The sequence below is a fragment of the Corynebacterium suranareeae genome (genome assembly GCF_002355155.1).
GTDB classification, from domain to species: Bacteria; Actinomycetota; Actinomycetes; order Mycobacteriales; family Mycobacteriaceae; genus Corynebacterium; species Corynebacterium suranareeae.
On the sequence record NZ_AP017369.1, the window covers coordinates 3,128,525 to 3,151,638 of the forward strand.

At 51.6% G+C, this 23,114-nt stretch carries 19 protein-coding genes; 8 read left to right on the top strand and 11 right to left on the bottom strand.

What is annotated here, in order from left to right; translation table 11 throughout:
* Window positions 1–72: 72 nt before the first annotated feature.
* Window positions 73–1,269: a multidrug effflux MFS transporter gene (locus N24_RS14400; RefSeq protein ID WP_096458608.1), complete on the bottom strand. Its 1,197-nt coding sequence runs from the start codon at window positions 1,267–1,269 to the stop codon at window positions 73–75.
* 382 nt (window positions 1,270–1,651) lie between these two features.
* Between N24_RS14400 and N24_RS14405 the strand changes: the two genes are divergently transcribed.
* A complete protein-coding gene (locus tag N24_RS14405; protein ID WP_096460263.1) occupies window positions 1,652–2,818 on the top strand; it encodes a Na/Pi symporter in 1,167 nt (388 codons plus the stop codon).
* Here N24_RS14405 and N24_RS14410 read toward each other — a convergent pair.
* From N24_RS14410 to N24_RS14425, 4 genes are read right to left on the bottom strand one after another with little or no spacing between them, the layout of a single operon-like run.
* Window positions 2,815–3,633, bottom strand: a complete 819-nt coding sequence (locus N24_RS14410) for a PhzF family phenazine biosynthesis protein (RefSeq protein WP_096458611.1) — start codon at window positions 3,631–3,633, stop codon at window positions 2,815–2,817. The two genes, N24_RS14405 and N24_RS14410, sit on opposite strands and share 4 nt — an antisense overlap.
* Window positions 3,634–4,392, bottom strand: coding sequence for an ABC transporter permease (locus tag N24_RS14415; protein ID WP_096458614.1), 759 nt, complete (start codon window positions 4,390–4,392; stop codon window positions 3,634–3,636).
* Window positions 4,389–5,318, bottom strand: coding sequence for an ABC transporter ATP-binding protein (locus N24_RS14420; RefSeq protein WP_096458617.1), 930 nt, complete (start codon window positions 5,316–5,318; stop codon window positions 4,389–4,391). The genes N24_RS14415 and N24_RS14420 overlap by 4 nt, the downstream gene beginning before the upstream one ends.
* A gap of 30 nt (window positions 5,319–5,348) precedes the next feature.
* Window positions 5,349–5,843, bottom strand: a complete 495-nt coding sequence (locus N24_RS14425; protein ID WP_167382134.1) for an NUDIX domain-containing protein — start codon at window positions 5,841–5,843, stop codon at window positions 5,349–5,351.
* Window positions 5,844–5,962: 119 nt separating this feature from the next.
* Between N24_RS14425 and N24_RS14430 the strand changes: the two genes are divergently transcribed.
* The 3 genes from N24_RS14430 to N24_RS14440 are packed head-to-tail and all read left to right on the top strand — an operon-like array spanning window position 5,963 to window position 10,928.
* Window positions 5,963–7,438, top strand: coding sequence for a hypothetical protein (locus N24_RS14430; protein WP_167382198.1), 1,476 nt, complete (start codon window positions 5,963–5,965; stop codon window positions 7,436–7,438).
* Complete coding sequence (locus tag N24_RS14435; protein ID WP_096458623.1) at window positions 7,439–8,476, top strand: glutamate ABC transporter substrate-binding protein; 1,038 nt, start codon at window positions 7,439–7,441, stop codon at window positions 8,474–8,476. It abuts the gene before it with no gap.
* Window positions 8,463–10,928: a serine/threonine protein kinase gene (locus N24_RS14440; protein ID WP_096458626.1), complete on the top strand. Its 2,466-nt coding sequence runs from the start codon at window positions 8,463–8,465 to the stop codon at window positions 10,926–10,928. Before N24_RS14435 ends, N24_RS14440 begins: the two co-directional genes overlap by 14 nt.
* 499 nt (window positions 10,929–11,427) lie before the next feature.
* Here the strand turns inward: N24_RS14440 and N24_RS14445 are convergent, their stop codons facing one another.
* Both N24_RS14445 and pta read right to left on the bottom strand, forming a co-directional pair.
* Window positions 11,428–12,621 carry an acetate kinase gene (locus N24_RS14445; RefSeq protein WP_096458629.1) on the bottom strand — a complete coding sequence of 398 codons (1,194 nt, stop codon included), beginning with the start codon at window positions 12,619–12,621 and terminating at the stop codon, window positions 11,428–11,430.
* Window positions 12,621–14,006, bottom strand: coding sequence for a phosphate acetyltransferase (pta, locus tag N24_RS14450; protein WP_096458632.1), 1,386 nt, complete (start codon window positions 14,004–14,006; stop codon window positions 12,621–12,623). Before pta ends, N24_RS14445 begins: the two co-directional genes overlap by 1 nt.
* Before the next feature lie 490 nt (window positions 14,007–14,496).
* On the opposite strand from pta, the gene N24_RS14455 reads away from it, so the two are divergent.
* A complete protein-coding gene (locus tag N24_RS14455; protein ID WP_096458635.1) occupies window positions 14,497–15,864 on the top strand; it encodes an FAD-dependent oxidoreductase in 1,368 nt (455 codons plus the stop codon).
* Window positions 15,865–16,000: 136 nt separating this feature from the next.
* Complete coding sequence (locus N24_RS14460; RefSeq protein WP_096458638.1) at window positions 16,001–16,549, top strand: GNAT family N-acetyltransferase; 549 nt, start codon at window positions 16,001–16,003, stop codon at window positions 16,547–16,549.
* Here the strand turns inward: N24_RS14460 and N24_RS14465 are convergent.
* The 3 genes from N24_RS14465 to purT form a co-directional block, all read right to left on the bottom strand.
* Window positions 16,538–17,584 carry a hypothetical protein gene (locus tag N24_RS14465; RefSeq protein ID WP_096458641.1) on the bottom strand — a complete coding sequence of 349 codons (1,047 nt, stop codon included), beginning with the start codon at window positions 17,582–17,584 and terminating at the stop codon, window positions 16,538–16,540. The genes N24_RS14460 and N24_RS14465 overlap by 12 nt on opposite strands.
* 15 nt (window positions 17,585–17,599) lie before the next feature.
* Window positions 17,600–18,625, bottom strand: coding sequence for a hypothetical protein (locus tag N24_RS14470; RefSeq protein ID WP_231911031.1), 1,026 nt, complete (start codon window positions 18,623–18,625; stop codon window positions 17,600–17,602).
* A 110-nt stretch (window positions 18,626–18,735) separates the two neighbouring features.
* The gene (gene purT, locus N24_RS14475; RefSeq protein WP_096458644.1) at window positions 18,736–19,959 is read right to left on the bottom strand and encodes a formate-dependent phosphoribosylglycinamide formyltransferase; all 1,224 of its coding nucleotides are present in this window, start codon (window positions 19,957–19,959) and stop codon (window positions 18,736–18,738) included.
* A gap of 355 nt (window positions 19,960–20,314) precedes the next feature.
* Between purT and N24_RS14485 the strand changes: the two genes are divergently transcribed.
* Window positions 20,315–20,770, top strand: a complete 456-nt coding sequence (locus N24_RS14485; RefSeq protein ID WP_096458650.1) for a hypothetical protein — start codon at window positions 20,315–20,317, stop codon at window positions 20,768–20,770.
* A 73-nt stretch (window positions 20,771–20,843) separates the two neighbouring features.
* Here N24_RS14485 and N24_RS14490 read toward each other — a convergent pair whose 3' ends face one another.
* Entirely contained in the window at window positions 20,844–22,136 is a 1,293-nt protein-coding gene (locus tag N24_RS14490) for an adenylosuccinate synthase (protein ID WP_096458653.1), read from the bottom strand.
* A 119-nt stretch (window positions 22,137–22,255) separates the two neighbouring features.
* Between N24_RS14490 and N24_RS14495 the strand changes: the two genes are divergently transcribed.
* The gene (locus tag N24_RS14495) at window positions 22,256–23,107 is read left to right on the top strand and encodes a hypothetical protein (protein WP_167382135.1); all 852 of its coding nucleotides are present in this window, start codon (window positions 22,256–22,258) and stop codon (window positions 23,105–23,107) included.
* Window positions 23,108–23,114 lie beyond the last annotated feature (7 nt).

Consider the following 23,114-nt stretch of genomic DNA (forward strand, 5'->3'; position numbering starts at 1 on the left):
GGACAACCAGGACAACCAGGACAATCGAACCACCTGGGCCACCTGGGCCACCTGGGCCAACCAGGAAACCCCCTATTTCATTTCCGGAACACCTTTTCGTCCAGCTAGGTATGCGCAACCACATGCAAGAATGGCGCACACTGTCATAGAAAAAGCCATGGAAACTGCTTTGTCGGAACCTAATCCCACCAATGAACTAACCAAAGCTCCCATGGCAAACTGCACAAACCCTAAAATTGCGGAACCTGATCCTGCTCTGCTGCGCACTACTTCAGTTCCTAGGGCGGTCGCATTGGCCATGACCATTGGAATGTGTGAGACAAGTAGGAAAAGCAGTACCAAAAATAGTGGTGTCCAGTGAATAACAAGCACTTCAATCAATAAAACTGCACACAATACTGTGAAGCTTGCGAGCACGAACTGCATGATGCGATGCGGATGTACGCTACGCAAAAGTCGTCTATTGATCATTCCGCCAATGATGAGCCCGCACGCGTTGACTCCAAAGATGACGGAATACAGCAGCACCGGAATTCCCATTTGGTTTTGAAGCACAAAGGGAGAGGCGGAAATGTAGGAAAACATCGCGCCGAAGGACAAGCCGAGGGTAAACACATAGGCCAAAAACTGTGGGTTTTTCAGCACAAAAGTGTAGTTAGATAACATGCCCATCAGGCCCGCAGCGGTGCGTTCTTCGACGGGTTTCGATTCTTTAATTTGGAATGATGCAACAAGCAGTTGGGCAAGATTTATCAAAGCGAGTGCCCAGAAAATTCCACGCCAGCCGAATGGCCCAACCAGCATTCCACCGATGAGCGGAGCAACCACGGGGGCAACTCCTTGAATAATCATCAACAGCGCAAATGCTTGTGCGGCTTTTTGTCCGCGTTCCAGATCAGGCACAATCGCACGCGCGATCACTACGCAAGCACCGCCGCCAAGGCCTTGCACCAGACGGGCAATGATTAAGACGCTTATCGACGGCGCCAGCGCGCACACAAAACTAGCCACCAGCGCGGCTACTGCACCTGCCACGAGCAGGGATTTTCTGCCTAGTTGGTCAGATAACGGGCCGATAATTAACTGCCCTACAGCCATGCCTGCCATATAGGAAGAAAGTGTTAACTGCACCATCGGAGCAGTGGTATTTAAGTCTTCTGCAATGCCAGGCATCGCAGGTAAGTACATATCAGTTGATAGTGCGGAGCTTGCGGACAACAACGCCAGCCCCATGATCAAAGCTGTGGTCAGCTGTTGTTTCTTCTGCATCACTGTCTCATATATCTAATTAATAATGCGCATCGGAGTACCATCGAGATAAGAAGATAGCACCAATGCATAAATGCCTATTGCCTAAAACCGTCTATCGTAACTGATTTCATGCAGCCAGGTGGACAAAATCAACGTTTGTTATTGGTTTGTTCACCCTCAAGCAATGTACGATCATTTCAAGCAACTGCAGCAATTGACACGTCAAATTCATTCAAGAAAAGGGGTAGGGAGATCCATGTCTAGTGGTTTTGAATATGTTCAGCACCCCAGACGCGCCCTCCCTCCTCCCATCCCGGAGCGAAAAGGGCCAGCAGCGGCCTTTCTACCGGGAACTTTTCACCCCATAAATCCGAAAAATATCGCAGCAAGCCACGATCAAGTGCTTTTATCTGGTTGGGGCAAGCTTGTTCGCTCGTTGTTGGTGATCTTGTCTATTTTGGTCATCATCATCGGTATCAACCTCATTTTGGATGGCGTTTACGGGTTCGGGACCTTTTCCACCACCCAGATGTATCAGGTTGCCAAAGATCCACTGATCGGCGTGCTGATTGGTATTTTGGCCACTGCGCTAGTGCAATCCTCCACCACGACCACAACGTTGACAGTTACTGCTGTGGGCACCGGCATTGTCTCTGTTCCCGTAGCTATCCCGATTATTTTGGGCGCTAACATTGGCACCACCATCACGGCGATGCTGGTTGCGTTTTCTTATATGGGCGAACGCAGGGAATTTAAACAAGCTTTTACTGTCGCTGCCATGCACGTGTGGTTCAACGTGCTGGTTGTGATGTTCCTGTTCATCGTGGAACAACTTTTTCACCCATTTCGAACGATCAGTGGTGCAATCGCCACTCAGATCACCGAGCAGACTGGGGGTTCATTGCCCACCAGTGATGTCATGACCAAAGTTTTTGAACCTCTCATCGAGATCCTTGGTATGAACGGCCTCATTGGTTTGATTGATAACCAAAGCATTGCTGCAGTTGTGTGCCTCATTGTGGGCACACTCTTTATTCTGTTTGCGGTACGTGCAATGAGTTCTCAAATCCGTACGATTACCGCTGCCACTGTTACGTCCATTATGGATAAGGTCATCAATCCAGAAAATAGCCCCAAGGCAAGAATCTTGTCTAATTTTTGGAGCTTCATCCTGGGTATTTTGTTTACCCTCATGGTTACTGCTTCTTCCGTGACGGTGGCATCCATGCAGCCAGTTGCTGTATCTGGTGTGGTGAAGCAAAAACCACTATTGGGTGTCATTTTGGGTGCGAATGTGGGCACGACTGTAACAGCTATGTTTGCCACATTCGCGATTGTTAACGATCAGGGTGAATTCGCCATTCAGGCTGCGCTGATTCACGTCATTGTGAACTTAACTGGCGCGCTCATGGTGCTATGTATTCCACAATTAGCTAATGCGATTGTCCACCTATCAGAAAAAACTGCGAGGTTTGCTGCCCGCAGTTATTCCGTCACTGTAGCCACCATTGGAAGCTTGTATATTCTGATTCCTTCGTTGGCATTGCTTGTATACGTCCTGCTTTAGAAAAGCGCTTCACCTTTAAAAACTGTCGCTACAGCACCACCTACCCAGATGGTTTCTTCTTCAACGCTGATGTGGATTTCCCCTGCTCGTCCCAAGACGGATCCCTGCGAGGCGATATAGCCATCCCCGGCGCGTCCTGTTCGGTTGAGCCACTGTGCGATGGACGCATTAAGGCTCCCGGTTACTGGATCTTCGCCAATTCCAGGGGCAAAAGCACGAACTTCAAAAGCGTGAGGGCTTCCCTTCGGATAAGCACCGATCACACCAAGTTTCAGGGGAACTTCCGCATTAAATTGTGGTTCTATATCCAATACGTGCTGCGCGCTTGGTAGTTCAATGACTGCCCATCCTGGCCCATTGTCTACCCATTGATGCCCCTGAACCAGCTGCGCCCCAATTCCTAAAGCTTCGCATGCATGGTGAATATAGGTGTCATCCAGTGGCCCGTCTTTAATGGTTGGTGGTGCTTGGAAAGCCAACTGGTCGCCTGTGCGCACTGGAATTAATCCCGCTGCACATTCTTGGATCAACTGCGAATGTGTACTTCCATGCAGTTCTTGAAACACATGGGCAGTGCCTAGCGTGGGATGCCCTGCAAAGGGAAGCTCACCAGTGGGGGTAAAAATACGTACCCGGTAGTCAGCTTCACGTTGTGTTGCTGAAAGAAGAAATGTGGTTTCCGATAAGTTGGTCCACCGTGCAATTCTGGCCATCTGTGCATCGCTGAGATCATCTGCATCCGCGATCACTGCCAGCGGATTGCCCATGAAGGGTTCTGCACTAAACACATCTACTTGATAAAACGGGCGTGACATTTATGCGTCTTTCTTTTCCAAAACCACGATTCCTAAGACAAAGAGCGCTACTGCCCAGGCTCCGAAATACAAAGCACCCGAGGTAGTGGACCATCCTGGATCAATTGTTTGATAGTTGGTGACAAAAGCATAGAAGTTGGTGAAGGGACCGTACTTGGCCACGTATTCTCCAACGCGTGGCAAAAATGATAAAAGGTTCTCAATGGCGAAATGCCACATCAGCACCAAAGCTACTGCTCCTGCTGTTTGGCGGAGCAAAAGTGCAATACCTGAACAAAAAGTAACTAGTAGCGCTGCAGCTAGTGGATATTGCCACATGATCCGCAGTGCTTGTTCATCGTTCCACACTTGCAGAGTTGAGCTTGCTGCATCGGAGGCAAGTGCTTTAGCCAAATAGAAACACAACAATACGGTGATAAACGTCAGTATCACGGCGATAATCAGATACAGCAGCCATTTCGCTACTGCCACAACCCATCTCTTCGGTGTTGCCAGGAAAGTTTGGGTTTGATAGCCGAAGCGGAATTCAGTGGTGAACATCATGGTTGCTTGAATCATGATGATCACAAAACCCAGCAGGTAGAGACCGGTTACGGTGCTGCCTGCAAAAAGAAATAACGAAGCGAAGCTATCACCGGTGGCCAACGATCCGGTTAGTGCCGCGTAGCCGAGGCTAAAAAATAGAACTAATGCGGTTGTCCACCAAAAAGATTTGGTGGAGGTAAGTTTTGTCCATTCAGAACGGATGGTTTTAATCATTCTTTACTGAAACCTCCAGCTTGGTATTGCACTGCTTCCCCTGTGGTTTCAAGGAATGCTTCTTCCAGCGATGCCCTAGTTTCTGATAGTTCCAACAGCCCAATGCCTTGGTCAAAAGCGAGTCGGCCAATGTCATCGCTGCTGGTGTCGTTGATGGTAAAAGCCTCTCGTCCTAGTGCATCAAGGCCCATGGTGTAGGAAATTCCGGCGCTATTCAATGCGGTCACTAGCGCTGCGGCATCGACTGCTCGAACAACCACGGTGGATGCGGAATGCGCGCGGACAAATTCCTGCATGGGCATATCTGCTACTAGTTGCCCTCGTCCAATCACGATCAAATGCTCTGCGGTTTGTGCCATTTCTGACAAGAGGTGGGAACTAACCAAAACTGTTCTGCCTTGTTTCGCAAGGTTTTGCAGCAGAGTTCGAACCCAGTGGATACCTTCGGGATCAAGGCCGTTGACGGGTTCGTCCAAGATTAGATATTCCGGGTCACCCAATAATGCTGCTGCAAGGCCTAAACGTTGCCCCATACCTAGAGAGAATCCGCCTGCATTTTTCTTGGCCACATCTGTTAGACCAACAAGGGCGAGTACTTCGTCTACTCGTTTGGTTGGCAAGCCGTTTGCTTGGGCGATCCACTTCAAATGGTTTGCTGCTGACCTGTTGGGGTGTGTTGCTTTGGCATCAAGTAATGCGCCAACTTTGGTCAGCGGATTTTTTAAGGATCGGTAGTGTTTTCCTTCAATGGTGGCATGCCCTGCAGTGGGGTTGTCTAAGCCAAGGATCAGGCGCATAGTGGTGGATTTTCCAGCTCCGTTAGGGCCAAGAAATCCGGTCACTACTCCAGGTTTTACTTCAAAGCTCAGATCATTTACTGCTCGGACTTGTCCATATTGTTTGGTGAGTCCTTCAACGTTGATCATGCCCACCAGTGTGGCATAAACGTAATAAACTTAGCTTTCAGCGGTAAGACGCTTTTTCAGTTCTGGCCATGCTTTAGCAAAGGCAGGCATCAGCGGTAAGGATTCTACCTCTGCGATATTGACCCACCGTAGTTCTAGAGATTCCTCATTAGCTGTGGTGGGAAGTGTTTCTCCAGTTTTCGTACGGGCAATGACTGTTGTGTAGGTCCATTGTCCGGCGAGTTCTGGGCGTGTGGGATCTGCAGGAAACGGCCCGGCAGTGACAATCGCGTCTAGGACTTCAACGCTGTCGGGCAGGATGCCTGTTTCTTCATACGCTTCACGCAAGGCTGATTCGGATGCAGATTCATGTGAATCTCGTGCACCTCCTGGCAATGCCCAGGTATCACCGTTGTTGGTCCATGCGGCTCGGTGCTGCATGAGCATCTGTTGTCCTGCAACTAGTAATAATCCTGCTGCTCCATTCCTGCCCCATACTGCACTGCCATTGGGTGCTGCTGCCCATCCGTCTCCATCGCCTTTCATGACGTCCACATTAGGCTAAACACAGGGGGTATTCATCAAGGTAGCCAATACTTTCAACATGTCACTAGTCACGCTATTCTGAAACAATGATCCGGGATGGCAATGGGGAGCACACAGAGGTGCCCGACCCTCTGGATAATTCTGCGGTGCAAAAATCTGACATTGCAGGTAGCACCACAGCTAGGTTGGAGTCTTTGGAAGCAGATCAACTCCAAGAGGATTCCCATGACCATTGGCTTGATCCTTTAACGGAGAAGGATACCTCCAGGCGGAGTTTGGTTAATTCGATTGTTCAGGAGACTTTCGGGCAACCAATTTTTGTGGCTCGTCGGATTTGGGCTTTTGTCAGTACGTCGCCTGGTCGGATGACGTTGATGACGGTGGTTATCTCGATTGCTATTTTTGCTGCCGGTTATGCCATGTCTATGTCGTCGGATACTCGGCAGGCCAATTTGGATGAGTTGATCACCAACGCGGAGCCGGTGTCTTATAACGCACACGTACTTTACACCTCGTTATCGGTGGCTGATACTACGGCTAGCACTGGTTTTGTGCAGGCTGGTGTGGAAGGCCCGGTGAACCGGGTGAAGTATCACACCGCTATTGATCGTGCGGTTGTTGCTGCTACCCATACTGCTGCATCAGCGGATACTACTGATGAGCACATGATGGATTTGGTCTTGGAGATTCAGCGTCAGTTGCCGGTGTATACCGGTTTGGTTGAAACGGCTCGTACCAATAACCGTGCTGGCAATCCGGTGAGTGTGGCGTATATGTCAGAGGCTAGCGCGATGATGCGCAATGAGATCTTGCCGATGGCGTCTGAGTTGTACAACTTAACTAGTCGTACTGTTTCGGATCAGCAACGTGCGGCGACAAGGCCTCAGTGGATTCCGTTGTCTGGTTTGCTTGCAGCGTTGGCCATGTTGTTGGTGGCGCAGTGGTGGTTGATGCGTATTACGCGCAGGCGTATCAATAAAGGGTTCGCGTTGGCTACCGTCATGATGATGACGGCCACATTGTGGGTGTCGGCTGCTAACTGGGCTACGTGGCAGGCGGGTACTAAAGGTTTTGAGGAAGCTGCGGGGCCGCTTAATTCTATGACCACGGCGCGTATTTATGCCCAGCAAACGCGCACGACGGAAACGTTGTCGTTGGTGCGCAGGCAGTCTATTCAGGGAAGTAGCACTGGTTTTACCGCCACGATTAATCAGATTAAGCGCGCGTTGGATGAGTATGAGACCACTTCACAGTCAGAGACTGAGGAGCACCAGCAGCTGATTACGACGATCCGAAATGCTATTGCTTCGTGGACTGCTGATCATGATGAGTTCACGGTTTTGCTGTCCACTGGCGATTACAACGGTGCGGTGAGTGCGGTCTTAAGCAGTGATGATGAGGGTCAAACTAGTTTTGATGAGCTTGATACCGCGTTGGCTGAGCTGATCGCGGATTCACGAAGCTCCATGCGGTCTTATATCCAATCAGGTTTGCAGGCCACGCAGCTAGTTTCTGTCATGGTGATGCTTTTGTCTATCGCTTCCGTGCTGGCCTTGTGGATTGGCATCCGCCCTCGCTTGCAGGAGTACCTATAAATGCTTGCTTTTCGACGCCCCCTCCTCCGCATCACGCATCTCGGCGCTGCATTGCTGGCCGCAACGCTGCTGGTTTCTTGTACTCCCGCACCTGTCGAACAAGCAGATACTTTAACTGCTTTGGATCCAGATGCGGGTCCTCCGCTGCCTCCAGATTCTTCCCTAGAAGCTCCTGGAGAGAAGGATCCGGTAGTTGAGACTAAAGAGAATTGGCCTGGGTCATTGCGTCCGGATGATAAGACACCTGAAGAGCGGGTGCCAAGTATCGTCAATCGTGGGCGCATCATCGTCGGTGTTGATCAATCGCAAAATTTGTTGAGTTTCCGTGATCCTGTCACGGGTGAACTTCGTGGCTTTGAGATCGAATTGGCAAGGGAAATCTCCCGCGATATTTTTGGTGACCCCAACCGGGTTGATTTCCGATTCGTCGGATCAGCAGACCGTTTGCGCTCCCTTGATCAAGGTGATGTAGATATTGTCATTCGTTCGGTGGCGATCACTGATGAACGCGCCAAATTAGTGGAGTTTTCCACTCCTTATTTGCAGACTCAAACCCGCATGCTCACCATGGAGTCCTCGGGGATTTCTTCCATTGCGGATCTTCCTGGCCACACCATTTGTGTCACCGAAGGATCGACATCTTTGCAACGGGCTCGCACCATCGCCCCAGAATCCTCCATCTTAAGAACACGCAACTGGTCGGATTGCCTCATGGCTTTGCAGCAACACCAAGCTCAAGTCATTTTGGGCGATGATGTGATTTTGTCTGGTATCGCAGCCCAGGATCCTTATACCGAAATTCTTGATACAGCGTTAGATTCACAATTTTATGGAGTCGCTGCGACATCAACGACTGCTGGAACTGACTCTTCAGGGTTGATTCGCCAGGTAAACTCCACAATTGAAAGAATCCGCGAGGACCGCACATGGTGGACTATGTTCAACGATTGGTTTGGACCATACTTGTGGTCCTACGGGCCACCTCAGCTGCAATACATGCCAGAGGAAGAAGGTGCAGACAACAATGAAGGACAATGAGGACTTCGATCCAGATTCCCCTGCAACGGAAGCTGTCGCTTTCAATCCTTTTGATGATGACGAGGATGATTCACCCGCCACATCTGCTGTTGCCTTCAACCCTTTTGAAGATGATGACGACGACGAGGATTTCCACGGCGATGGTCTAGAATTTTTGCTGCGCGATTTGGACAATCTGCGCGCAACCCAAGGGCAAAAAGTTGCCGAACCACCAGCTGAGGAAGAAACCACCGGTGCTGTGGCAGCCCATACGGAGACAACTGCAGCCTCGATTAGGCCTCGCCCGGAGGTGGATCCAAGTGAGAGGAGTCGTCGACAAGCAATCTCCCTGTTCCGCGAACGACGCCGCATTCGCCGCCAATCTCGCCCCGTGGCCGATGGCATGGTCGAGCTACCGTTCATCACGCCTAAGCCAGAAGATGAGCTGCTCATCGACCCCGATGAAAAACGCAAACCCGGTGTGCAGCCGCCGCAACTTGTCGCCGGCGACATCGTGGCTGAACAATATGAAGTGCTTGGAGTCATCGCGCACGGCGGCATGGGATGGATTTATCTAGCCAACGACCGCAATGTCTCTGGCCGCATCGTGGTACTCAAAGGCATGATGGCGCAATCGTCCATCCAAGATCAAGGCACCGCAGAAGCCGAACGCGAATTCCTCGCCGACATCACCCACCCCGGAATTGTTAAAGCCTACAACTTCATCGATGATCCGCGCGTACCTGGTGGATTCATCGTCATGGAATACGTCAACGGCCCCTCACTGAAAGACCGCTGCAAAGCGCAACCCGACGGCGTGCTGCGCGTCGATCTGGCCATTGGATACATCCTCGAATTGCTGCCCGCCATGGACTACCTGCACCAACGCGGCGTGGTGTACAACGACCTTAAACCTGAAAACGTCATCGCCACTGAAGACCAAGTAAAACTAATCGACCTCGGCGCTGTAACCGGCATCGGCGCATTCGGCTATATTTACGGCACCAAAGGCTTCCAAGCACCCGAAGTAGCCACCCACGGGCCATCCATCGCCTCTGATATTTTCACCATCGGCCGCACCTTAGCTGCCCTGACCATGCCACTTTCCGTCGAAGATGGCATCCTGGCCCCCGGCATTCCTTCACCAAAACACTCCCCTCTCCTGCGCCGACACCTCTCGTTTTACCGCCTGCTTCAACGCGCCACCGCCGAAGACCCCACGCAACGATTCCGAAACGTCAGCGAATTACGCACCCAGCTTTACGGCGTACTCCGCGAAATACTTGCTGTCCGCGACGGCAAACAATACCCACACCAACATTCACTGTTCTCCCCACAACGAAGCACCTTTGGCACCAAACACCTCGTGTTTCGCACCGACCGCATCATCGACGGCATCGAACGCCAAGCACGCATCACCGCCCCCGAAATCGTCTCCGCCCTGCCCGTCCCACTCATTGATCGCACCGACCCCGGCGCACGCATGCTGTCCGGTTCCTCCTACGCAGAACCATCCGAAACACTGGAAACACTGCGCAACGCCATGGAAGACGAACAATACAGCGCCTCAATTGAAATCCCCCTCGGCGTTGTCCGCGCACTACTTGACCTTGGATTTACCACCGAAGCCCGCCAATGGTTGGAAACCCTAGAAGAACGCATCGGTGACGATTGGCGCCACAAATGGTTCTCCGGCATCACCTACTTGCTTCTCGACGACTACGCCACCGCCCAAGTATTCTTCAACACAGTACTAACCATCCTTCCCGGCGAAGCAGCACCAAAACTGGCACTAGCTGCAGTCGATGAATTAATCCTGCAACAAATGGGAGCAGAATCAACCCCATTCCTCACCCCAGAAATCGTCTCTGCAACAGCCACCCTAAGCAAAGACTTCGAAGAACTCGACGCCTCAGCATTCGCTGCACTCAGCGACACCTGGTCACATATCTCCAACGACCCCCAAGTAGTTCGCTTCCACTCCCTACGCCTCTACGCGCTTGTGTGGGCAACAAATCCCACCACCGTATCCTCCGCATTCGGACTGGCACGCCAACTCATGGCCGAAAACCAAATCGAACTTGCCGTGCAATCCCTAGACAAACTTTCCCAATCCTCCACGCACTACCGCATGGCAACCTTGACCACCATCTTGCTGCTGGTCAGCTCCAATTTAAGTGAATCCAGAATTCGAAGAGCCGCACGCCGACTCTCCGAAATCCCCACCAACGAACCACGCTTCAACCAAATCAAAATCGCGATCATGTCCGCCGGACTCACCTGGTTAAGAGAACGACACCTCCAAGCTTCCGCTTCAGCAAACCCACTGTTTGAATTCCCGTTCTCCCAAAAAGGTTTACGCACCGGCATCTCCGAAGCGTTGCGAATCCAGGCTCGTTCAGCACCTTTCGCACACCACCGGTACGCGTTGGTGGATATGGCTAACGCGGTTCGACCATTGACGTGGTTCTAGCTGGTTTGCAGGGTTGAGCGGGCTTTTGGGTTTGGCATGGGTCAATTTAGTGCGGAAATAGCTGTTTGCCCCGGGTGGTTTTAGATGTTCATGTGTTTGTCAGCATGGGACCAAACCAGGAGACCCAGAAATCACATTTTCGACGTTTGTGGGTCTCCTAGTTTGGTGTATCGCTCTCAATACCAAACACAGAGACCCAGCATTTAAGTTTTTAAAGATTCTGGGTCTCCTGGTTTGGTCGCTCTCAAATTTCAGCCCTTACCCTGAAAAGTCATACCTCCCCAGAAGCGCTTCTCACGGGTTTTCAAGGTCAAGCGCATACATAAAGCTCATCCAGAAAACTCGAGGCCTTAAACAAGCGATAAACGCCTAACGCTCATTCTTATGCCATTTGCTTCCGACCGCCTGGCACACTAACACCGCAATCAGCAGTGTGTGGATAGAATTCGCTAAACCCGGCTCGGAACATTTTCAACCGAGTCGGGTTTAACGCAGCTACTTAAGCAAACTTCACCGCATACCGAGCGATAGCCAACTCTTCGTTAGTTGGAATAACAAAAACCTTGACCTTGGATTCATCGGTTGAAATCAAACGAGGTCCATCATTTGGCAAGGCGTTGCGCTCTGGATCGATTTCAATGCCGTACATTTCTAGTCCGGCCAGGGCGTCCTCGCGAACGAACTGCGCATTTTCACCCACACCTGCGGTAAACACAATGGTGTCTACTCGTCCCAATGCCACCATGTAGGAACCTAGGTAGCGGCGGAGCTGGTGGATATAGATGTTGTATGCGGACCACGCATCTTGGTCATTGTTTTCAATCATTTCCCGGAGTTCACGGAAATCGTTGACTCCTGAAAGACCTTTGACGCCTGACTTTTTGTTCAGCAGATTATCGATCTCATCGATGCTCATGCCTGCGGTGCGTGACAGGTGAAACACGATACCTGGATCAATATCACCACTTCGGGTACCCATCACTAGACCTGCCAGTGGTGTCATTCCCATGGAGGTATCCACCGCACGACCGCCTTGAACAGCTGCCATTGAGGCACCATTGCCCAGGTGGAAGGTAATGGTGTTGACTTCTTCGGCGGGCTTTTCCAAGATTTCCACTACGCGCTTGGACACAAACTCGTGGGATGTGCCGTGGAAACCGTAGCGCCTGATTCCGTGTTCCGCTGCGACATCTTTGTTGATGGCATAGAGCGCTGCTGCTGGCGGAAGCGAGTGGAAAAATCCTGTATCAAACACAGCAACGTGTGGAACATCGGGCAAAATTTTGCGGGCCACTTCGATGCCATCAACGTTGGCTGGGTTGTGCAGAGGTGCCAGTGGGATCAGGTCGCGGATCATTTCAACGATTTCATCGGTGATAAGTTCCGGTGCAGAGAACAAGATTCCACCGTGAACCACGCGGTGTCCAACTGCGGTGATTTCCAGTTGGGAGGGGCCACAGTTGTGTTGATCCATGAGGTCAAACGCTAAGTTGAGGCCTTCAGAGTGGTCCGCAATGGGTGTTTCCAGGGTGTATTTTTCGCCCTCAACTTTAAGGACAATGCGACCATTTGGTTCGCCTATTTGCTCTACCAGGCCTGAAACAAAGGGCTCGTCGATAGCAGAATTTTCTGGGTTGACCAGCTGAAATTTGATGGAGGATGAACCGGAGTTCAAAACAAGTGCCAAAGACATTATTTGACTCCTCCTGCCTGAATTGCGGTGATAGCAACGGTGTTCACGATGTCAGGAACGGTAGCACCACGGGAAAGGTCGTTGACTGGTTTGTTCAGTCCCTGCAGAATCGGGCCAACTGCCAGGGCATGCCCGGTGCGTTGTGCGGTTTTGTAGCCAATGTTTCCGGCTTCCAAGTCGGGGAAGATAAACACGTTTGCTTGGCCAGCAACATCTGAGTCTGGCATCTTTTTGCGTGCCACGCCTGGATCTACTGCGGCATCAAATTGCAGTGGTCCATCAACACAGAGTTCTGGGTCTAGCCGGCGTGCTTCTGCCAGCGCGTCAATGGCGCGGTCAACATCTGGGCCACCTCCTGAGTTGCCGGTGGAATAGGACAGGATGGCTACGCGTGGATCGATGCCAAATTGCGCTGCGGTTTTAGCTGATACAACGGCGATTTCACCAAGTTGTTCTGCGGTGGGGTTGGGGTTAACTGCACAGTCGCCGAAAGCCCACAGACGCCCACGAAGCACCATGAGGAAAATCGAGGAGACAACGGATGCTTCTGGAACAGTCTTGATGATCTGGAAGCTGGGCTTGATGGTGTGTGCGGTGGTGTTTGCTGCACCGGAAACCATGCCATCGGCGTCACCATTGTGCACCATCATCGTGCCAAAGTAGGAGATGTCCTTCATGGTTTCGCGGGCTTGCTCAATGGTGACACCCTTTGACTTGCGCAGTTCAGCGAATTGTTCTGCGAATTCTTCCAAGCGTGGGTCAGTCAGCGGGTTGACCAGGTAGGCGGTGTTGAGGTGGAGTCCAAGTTCGGTGGCGCGCTCGCGGATTTTTACAGGATCACCCAGGATTGTGATTTCGCAAATATTTTGTTCCAGCAGTTGGTGTGCTGCCATCAAAATGCGGTCATCATCACCTTCAGGCAAGACGATGTGTGATTGTTCGGTTTGTGCGCGCTTGAGCAGCCAGTTTTCAAAAAGTTCGGCACTCATGACCGGTTCGAGGTTGCTGTGGTTGCGCACGGCTTTGCGTAGCTTGTCGGGCATTGGTTCTTGCTCAGCGGTAAATGCTGCAGCCACTACGGCTCCGGCATTGTTTACCTGGGTACGTGCCAATGCAACGTGCTTGCCCTGTTTATCCACCAGGAGCAGAACAGGGATACCGAGAGCTGCGGCTACCTGTGCATCAAAGAAGGTGTTGCCCGCACCGATGATGAGAGCTGGTCCCTCAGCAAGGAGGTCGGCTGACAGAACTTTAGAAACTTCTAGTTCTTCGTCTGGCAGGTTGGTGAGTCGAACTCCAAGGTCGGCTGCGACTTCTTCCAAATCAAATCCATCGAAGCTGCGATTAACCGTGGTGATCAAAGCTGAGGTCGGTGTGTCAGACATACATCGCCTTTCTAGTTTCAGCCTGAACCCTCACATTAATGACACTTCAGGCTTGTGCCTTCCGGCACTACTGAGGGGAAGTTGTGATTTCTTCCATAGTTTAGCGCCCGTCCGCCTTGCGTACAGCCTGGTTTGCAAAGAATTATTTTGTAATTTTCAAAGCGAACTCAATCCACCGCTTTGAGCTGCACAAATGCATATAGGCTTAAAAAACAATACGGAACGGTTACAAGTTGCGAAGTACCCTTTGCAAAGTTTTTAACGGCACTTTTCAACTCTCCAACCCAGAATAGTGTGGTCTACAAAAGCGCGCATCGTGACAAAAATGACGCCCTTTCAACCCCCTTTACTCCCCGAGTGCCCTTTATTAGTCTGCACTAACCACGTATCATGGAGGGTTGATAGCGAGGCACTTTTAAGCTTTCGAAGATAGTCGCCTGCTAAAGTACTCCATATTTTTAAAACAACCTTTTAAGGAATCGAACTTTATATGTCTCGCCCTTTGCGTGTTGCCGTTGTCGGTGCAGGTCCAGCAGGAATCTATGCGTCTGATTTGTTGATGAAATCTGACACTGATGTGCAGATCGATCTCTTTGAGCGCATGCCAGCGCCGTTCGGTCTTATCCGTTATGGCGTGGCGCCTGATCACCCTCGTATCAAGGGCATCGTGAAGTCGCTGCACAACGTCATGGATAAGGAACAGCTGCGTTTCTTAGGCAACATCGAGGTTGGCAAGGACATCACTGTTGATGAACTCCACGAGTTCTATGACGCTATTGTGTTCTCCACTGGAGCAACAGGTGACCAGGATTTGCGGGTCCCTGGCTCCGACCTCGAGGGTTCTTGGGGTGCGGGTGAATTCGTCGGTTTCTATGACGGCAACCCAAACTTTGAACGCAGCTGGGATCTTTCCGCAGAAAAGGTCGCGGTCATTGGTGTTGGAAACGTGGCTTTGGATGTGGCGCGAATCCTGGCTAAAACCGGTGATGAGCTGCTAGTTACTGAGATCCCGGACAATGTATATGAAAGCTTGGCTAAAAATAATGCCAAGGAAGTACACGTTTTCGGTCGTCGTGGACCAGCTCAGGCAAAGTTCACTCCGTTAGAGCTTAAAGAGCTGGATCATTCTGACACCATTGAAGTAGTGGTCAACCCTGAAGATATTGATTACGATGCCGCTTCAGAGCAGGCGCGCCGTGATTCCAAGTCTCAGGATTTGGTATGCCAGACCCTGGAAGGTTACGCCATGCGTGATCCCAAGGGTGCTCCACACAAGCTGTTTATTCACTTCTTTGAATCGCCTGTGGAAATTCTCGGTGAAGACGGCAAGGTTGTGGGCATTAAAACTGAGCGCACGCAGCTTGACGGCAATGGTGGTGTAACCGGAACTGGCAAGTTCACCACCTGGGATGTGCAGTCGGTCTACCGTGCTGTCGGCTACCGCTCTGACGCTATTGAGGGCGTGCCGTTTGATGCTGAGCGTGCCGTTATCCCGAACGATGGCGGCCACATCATTGATCCTGAGGTCGGTGCCCCAATTGCTGGCCTGTACGCCACTGGCTGGATCAAGCGTGGACCTATTGGTTTGATCGGTAACACCAAGTCTGATGCCAAGGAAACCACCGAAATGCTGCTGGCTGATTACGCTGCTGGTTCTTTGCCTGAGCCTAAAAAACCTGAGCTGGATGCGATCATCGAGTTCCTTGATGAGCGCAAGGTTGCTTTCACCACGTGGGAAGGCTGGCATCTTCTCGATGCCGCGGAACGCGCGTTGGGTGAGCCTGAGGGCCGTGAGCGCAAGAAGATCGTTGAGTGGAATGACATGGTGCGACATGCTCGTCCAGAATACGACATCTAGGTGTAGTTAAAACACAAGAATTGGGCGCTGTTGGAAGTTAATCCACAGCGCCCTTTGCGTGCTCTACTAGTGAATACTGTGTTAATGCTTTGCTGTGGACTGTCTACTTTGGGGGTTTGCAGGCTAGTCTTTTGTCATGACCCGATACTTTGCAGTTTCCAATCTTCAGGAGTTAGGCTCCCTCGAAGTTCACAAATTGTACAAACTTCGTGTAGATATTTTCGTTCACGAGCAGCAGACTCCGTACGCGGAGATTGATGACACCGATGTCGCACCCACCACCAATCACATTTTGGCGTGGGAGCGCGCTGATACCGCCCCGTCACGCCTCGTCGGCTGCGCTCGCCTGGCCCCCACCACCGTCGCCGAGCTCAAGGGCTACACGGGCACAAGCATTTCGCTTGACGACGCCACCGAGCTGTCACAACTCGGCCGCGTCGCGGTGTCTAAGGAAGAGCGGGGCACGGGGCTGTCCCAAGATTTGATGCACAACGCATTGCGTCTTGCCTATGAGCAGTACCCTGATCGTGATGTGGTGCTCACAGCCCAAAAGCCACTGGCTGATTTCTACGGCGAATACGGATTTGAGCCAATCGGTGAAGAATATCTTGATTCTGGTGTCGTACACCTTCCGATGTTGCTCAAGGCTTCGGAATTAGAGAAATTCTCTAACCTAAACGCCTGATCCATAGTCGCTAGAACTCACCCAGATTTCCTTGCCCGTCGCGGTGCGGAAACGCACCCGATCGCCTTCATTAATGACGGCGAGGGAGGCGTCGAAAAGCGAATTTTTAGCGTCAATGAGCTGCCGGCCGCGGAAATAGTCGAGGCCGGGGTTGCCCACCTGCGTGCCTATGACGGTGATGTTGTTGCCGCTGACGCTCATGTGGATGAGGTTGTTGCCGTCGTCCCAGCCAGGCGTGCTTAGTGTTTGGCACCAAAAATCGGACGAGCTTGGCGTGTCGAAGAAGCAAGACATGGAGTTGCCGTCGGCAAATCTGAATTCACCGATGCTGGAAAAGACCTGGTGTAACCCACTTTCTGTGGTCACTATGTCATCGCGTTGGGCGTTCGATAACATGCTAAACCCCGCGCCATTGATGCGGAATGTCTCATTGGTGGCGTATTTTGTGCATGCGATTTCATCAGCAGCATCCGTGAAACATGCCATGGTGTGAAGATCCAGATAGGTTCCAGGCTGCAAAGTTGTGTAATTTTCTGGCATGACATGGGAAATCGCCGTGGTAAGTTCAGCAAACCCAGCGCGATTTTGCTCATTGGTATCCGCCACCGCGTAGCTAGTGCCAAATCGGCAAGCACCTTGAGCAAAACTTACCCGCCAATCAAGCGATGGATTTCGGTTAATTGGGGCATCTTGTTCAATGGGGCGGAACTCGCATTCAATTGACCCATCTACCGATGCGAAGCTTACCTGCCCATCTTGGTATCCACTTGCGTAACTATCTATGTTCTGACGGGTATAGCGCGGGCTTAGATCAAGAGATTCTGCCTGCTTGGTGGTGGTTTCCGTAGGCGTTGTGGGGCGCGGAGGATTATCGTCGGTTTCTGATGTCGGCTGCGCAACTGTTTCCGTGATGGTCTCCACCGGAGCGGGAGGGGATGGAAGAGCTGGGGGATCTGCGTCCGAGGGCCGCGAATCAGCACACGCTACTAGAACGCACGCCACAATGGGGATGATTGCCAGCCGTCGGATATTCATCAGTACTCCTTAGATTTAACCTGTTCCAGCCCCAAAGGCCTGTGTGGTTGCCCAGAATTGGTTTCCCTGCACAGTGGTGATATTTAAGGTATTGCCATCAAATTCCGCGCTTACCCCGTTGGCTAAACGATAAGAACCAGGGCCAAATTTTTGCTGCGATTCATAGATATTGATCCCCGGGTTTGTGGGATGAGCACCCTCGAATTCCCCGTCAGCAGCATCGAGATTCCAGCTGATCGTATTTGCAGGTCCTTGCGACTGCGTGCTTTCCCAACCTGCAGGTCCACTGTTGTGGCACATAAACTGCCCACCGGCTATTTTGCTCACGCAGGTCAGGCTGGTGGCATCATCAAATTCAAACGTGGTGACCATTGAAAGCGCTTGTACCTGGTCTTGAGAATTAGTCAGCTGCCTCGTTGCTTCATCCACGTCGATCTCATGAAAGCCCTGCGCATCAATGGTAAATGCTTGGCTTGAATCAAAATCAAGACAGCTAAATTCCGAAGCAGTAGGTGCCCAGCATCCCATGTGGCCTAAATGAACCATCTCACCAACATCTAAGGTGGCATGTGCTTGGGGCAGCTCTGATTCCAACGATCCTAGCTCGGCAAAGTTACTCTGCACGGTGTCATCGGTGGTGATGCTTACTTGCTGGTTGTCTTGGGCACTTAGCGTGCATGAACCAGCGGTTTCATCAACAGTAAACATTCTTATTTGAAAATTGTACTGACCAAGTGTGGCCTCAAAAAAGCAATGCGCCGTTGTGCCGTCACCGGTGGTAAACACTACTGTTTCTTGATCTGTAACACCAGTGTCATAGGTTGCCGGATCAATATGGATGTAGTCCAACGTGGTGGGTTCAGGTACTTGTGTAACTGTTGTTTCTGGCGCGGCTTCTGGTTCTGAGGAGGTTGCTGGAGAGCTTTCTGAGGAGCTTTCTGGGGCTTCTTCTGTTTCTGTACTTGAGCAGCCTTGAAGAACAAGAAAGCTTACAGAACTTAAAGCCATGAGGGCTGTAGACAAACGTTTCTTAACAATCATGATGAACCTGCCACCCCACAAGGTGTGTTGGAGATCACTTATCTGTAAAACGTTAGTCCTGCCCAACGTTGATTAATACCCTCATAGCTAATTGTTATCACTTCGTGCTGTTATGAGTTTTCTTCACCCGGATGAACTTTGATCGCAGCAGCAGCCAGCGTTGCGCGATCACGAGCAGCGGACACATCCTCGGCAGTTGACACAGCAACACCCATACGCCTGGTATTAAACGCTTCCGGTTTAGCAAAAATACGCAGGTCTGTTTCAGCGACGGTCAGAGCTTCCTCCAAACCGGAATAGCTCACACCTTTAGACTCCACCCCGCCGTAAATAACAGCGGAAGCACCCGGGGAGATCAAAGTGACATCCACAGGCAGACCCAAAATCGCCTTCGCATGCAGCTCAAATTCAGAAAAACGCTGGGTAGCTAAAGTCACCAGGCCAGTATCGTGCGGGCGCGGGGACACTTCAGAGAAATACACATCGTCACCAGAAACAAACAGCTCCACACCAAACACACCACGTCCACCCAATGCATTAGTGATACGCGCAGCCACCGAACGCGCATTTTCCAACGCCCGTGGATTCATCGCCATCGGCTGCCACGATTCCACATAGTCGCCATTTTCCTGACGGTGCCCGATAGGTTCACAGAACCATGTGGCTGGCTTTGACGTATTGGGATCAATCGACCTGACGGTAAGCAGGGTGATTTCATAATCAAATTCCACAAAGGCTTCTACAATCACACGAGAATTGCTCACACGCGCACCACTCATGGCGTAATCCCACGCCGCTTGCAAGTCATCGGCACTGCGCAACACCGACTGTCCCTTGCCTGAAGAGCTCATCACAGGTTTCACCACATTGGGGTACCCAAGCTTTTCTGCTGCGGCAGAAAACTCTTCAAAGGTAGAACAAAACTCGTAGCTAGAGGTAGGCAATCCCAATTCCTCAGCTGCTAGCTTTCGGATACCTTCACGGTTCATCGTCAGCTTTGCGGCCCTAGCAGTTGGAACAATCGTTGCCAGGCCTTCTTCTTCGATCTTCACCAATTCATCAGTTGCCAGAGCTTCAATTTCTGGAATGACAAAATCAGGGCGCACACGCTCCACTAATTCCCTCACCTGCGCAGGGTCTGTCATATCGATGACATAGGAAAAGTGTGCCACCTGGTGCGCCGGGGCGTGCTCATACCTATCAACAGCATGAACCTCAACGCCTAAGCGTTGAAAGGCGATGGCTACCTCTTTACCTAGTTCTCCTGATCCCAGCAGCATCACTTTCGTGGCGTTGGGGGTTAAAGGGGTGCCGATCGTCTCTGGGATGTACATGCCTTCTAGCCTCCATTGGAAGATGTCGAAATATTGTTGTTTACTCTATCGGACGCTGCGTCGTGAAAGCTCTCAACCTGTTAAAAAGGTTGCATTATTTTGCGGTATCGGGTTATTTCTGGCCCCGCTAACCAACAGCTTTTAATGACTTTCCGAGCATCCCAAATTCTTCCAAAGAAACGCTCGCGTTTCTCCGAACTGAAGGATCGCCACCTCCCAAATTTGCCCGATGGGGTGCACAGGGGTCTTTGAGTGATTCTGGGAGGTTGCTATTTTTTTAGCCCAGTAGTCTGGGTAAAAACTTAGGTGAACATAACCATTCCCAAAATCGCACGCCATCAATCTAAGGACTGCCATGTTTAAAGCCAGGTTCATTGCTCAAGGAAGCGCAGCATTATTTTCCTGCCTACTGCTTTCTAGCTGCTCTAATTCACAATCACCGCTTTTGGATTTCCTCGAAGCTTCCGATTTCGATAGCCCTGTGGTCAACCTTGTTGATGTCTACGGCAGCGAGTGGATAGACTTTGCACTTATTTGTGCAGATGCGCCACGTGAATATATAGCTGAAGTCCTTGAACTCCCAAGCGAACAAGTTTCCGATCTAGAGGGATCTGAACAGTCTGGAATTGTATATTGGTCTGGTGATTCGGTTGAATCAGATCTTTTGGATCCATCAGATGCAGCACTTTGTAATTCAAGCACTCCCCTGGCAAGTAAATTAACAGCCCCTACACTCAATTTTTCCCAAGGCACAAATGGTGAATGGTTGCTTAACAATCCCCCTGTAACCGAACCTGCCAGCAGTCAGTAGTAAAAAACTCCCCGACTGTTGGGATCCTGATTTCTCAGGCCAACTGCCGGGGAGGAAAGTAACTTACTGATGGCTAGTTTTCAGCTAGAACATCGTGCAACACGATGGTCTGGTCGCGGCCAGGTCCCACACCAATGTAGGAGAAGCGAGCGCCAGAGAGTTCTTCTAGGCGTCGAACGTAGTCTTGAGCCTTTTGTGGAAGATCTTCAAAGGTCTTGCAGCCCGTAATGTCTTCGTCCCATGCTGGCATGGTTTCAAAGATTGGGGTGGCGTGGTGGAACTCTGACTGGGTCAATGGCATTTCGTCGTGGCGGACACCGTCAACGTCGTAGGCAACGCAGATCGGGATTTCGCCAATGCCGGTGAGCACGTCCAGTTTGGTGAGGAAGTAGTCGGTGAAGCCGTTAACGCGGGATGCGTAACGGGCAATCACGGAGTCGTACCAACCACAGCGACGCTTACGGCCGGTGTTTACTCCGACTTCGCCACCGACGGTTTGCAGGTATTCGCCCCACTTATCAAAAAGCTCGGTTGGGAATGGGCCAGCGCCAACGCGGGTGGTGTAGGCCTTAATGATGCCCAGCGAGCTGGTGATCTTGGTTGGGCCGATACCGGAACCAACGCTTGCTCCACCTGCAGTCGGGTTGGAGGAGGTAACAAACGGGTAGGTACCGTGGTCGACGTCAAGCATGGTTGCCTGGCCGCCTTCCATGAGCACGTGCTTGCCTTGATCAAGTGCTTCATTAAGCACCAAGGTGGCATCGATAACCATGGGGCGCAGGCGATCAGCGTAGGAGAGGAAGTATTGCACGATTTCCTCTGCGACAATCGCCTTGCGGTTGTACATCTTCACCAGCACTTGGTTTTTGTAATCCAGTGCGGATTCGACTTTTTGACGAAGGATGGATTCGTCGAAAATGTCTTGAACGCGGATACCTACGCGGGATACTTTATCGGCGTAGGTTGGGCCGATGCCTCGGCCGGTGGTGCCGATGGCTCGCTTGCCCAGGAAGCGTTCCTGAACGCGGTCCATCACCTGGTGGTATGGGGCAACCAGGTGGGCGTTTGCGGAGATACGCAGGCGGGATGCGTCCGCGCCGCGTGCTTCCAGGCCGTCGATTTCCTCAAACAGTGCCTCAAGGTTGATCACAACGCCGTTGCCCAAAATTGGGGTGGCCGTTTCGGAGAGGACGCCGGCAGGAAGGAGCTTGAGCTCGTACTTCTCGCCGCCGACCACAACAGTGTGTCCAGCGTTGTTGCCGCCATTGGGCTTAACCACGTAATCGACTAATCCGCCGAGAATATCCGTGGCCTTACCTTTGCCTTCATCGCCCCATTGAGCGCCGACAATAACGATTGCAGCCATTGGTTTACGTCACATCCGATCCATAAAGTTGGAGTATGCACGCGTGTGCGCACACAGACGTTATTCCATCTTACTATCCCTTGTGCAGTTTTTTATCATTGCGATACTAAACTTGCGGTATGCGTCTTCTGGTCTTGCGGTGCGATGCCCCACACATCACTGATTTTCCTGCCCTTTCCACCTCTATGGAAATCCACGATTTACCGGCGGTGCCTACGCGCAAAGACCTCAAAATCCTTGATGATGCCGCGTTTGATGTCCTCCCAAACGATCCCACGCCTTCACTTGATGAGATCGCTAAGCAACCAGATGTTGCCCATCTAGGCGCACCGAGCTTTGCTCCACAACAGCCAGACACTCGCCTGCGCATCGTGGTCATTGGTTCAGATGCTGCGCTTTCAAGCGTGCTTACCCGGCTTATGCGCGCTGATAATTTGTGGGCAGAAGTCGGGTTTGTTCCGGTAGGCCCGTCGACAGCCGCTAAGAATTGGGGGCTGCCTACCGATACCTCGGCAGCTTTAGAAATTGCGCTATCCGGCAAGGTTAATCCCGCACCACTAATCCGCGATGACGCTGCCGTCGCCGTTGCTGGGTCTGCCACGGTCACAAATTGGGAACCAGGCGAAATCACCGGCGAAGTCATTGTTGATGATCACGTGCTTATCCGGCATGAGGCAGCAACCAAAGCGCCGCGCCGTGGCATTTATGGCGCTCGCTTGGTGCCCATGCTTGATGCCCCTGGTATCGCTGCGGTTGTCATGGACACCCCACTTCCAGGCGAGGTGCCCTCCCGCGGGCTGTTTCCTCGCCCCACCGGCTCGGTTATTCCAAAAAGCTTTTCGACGGGCCGAGCCATGCAAGCCGGAGGCCCCAGCCTGCGCATACGGGTTGACGGAATTTCTCGTAAACGTACAGTAGAGCGTGTAACTTTCTACCGACATTTACGGGATCTTCAGATCGTCAGACCTTAAAGCCCAA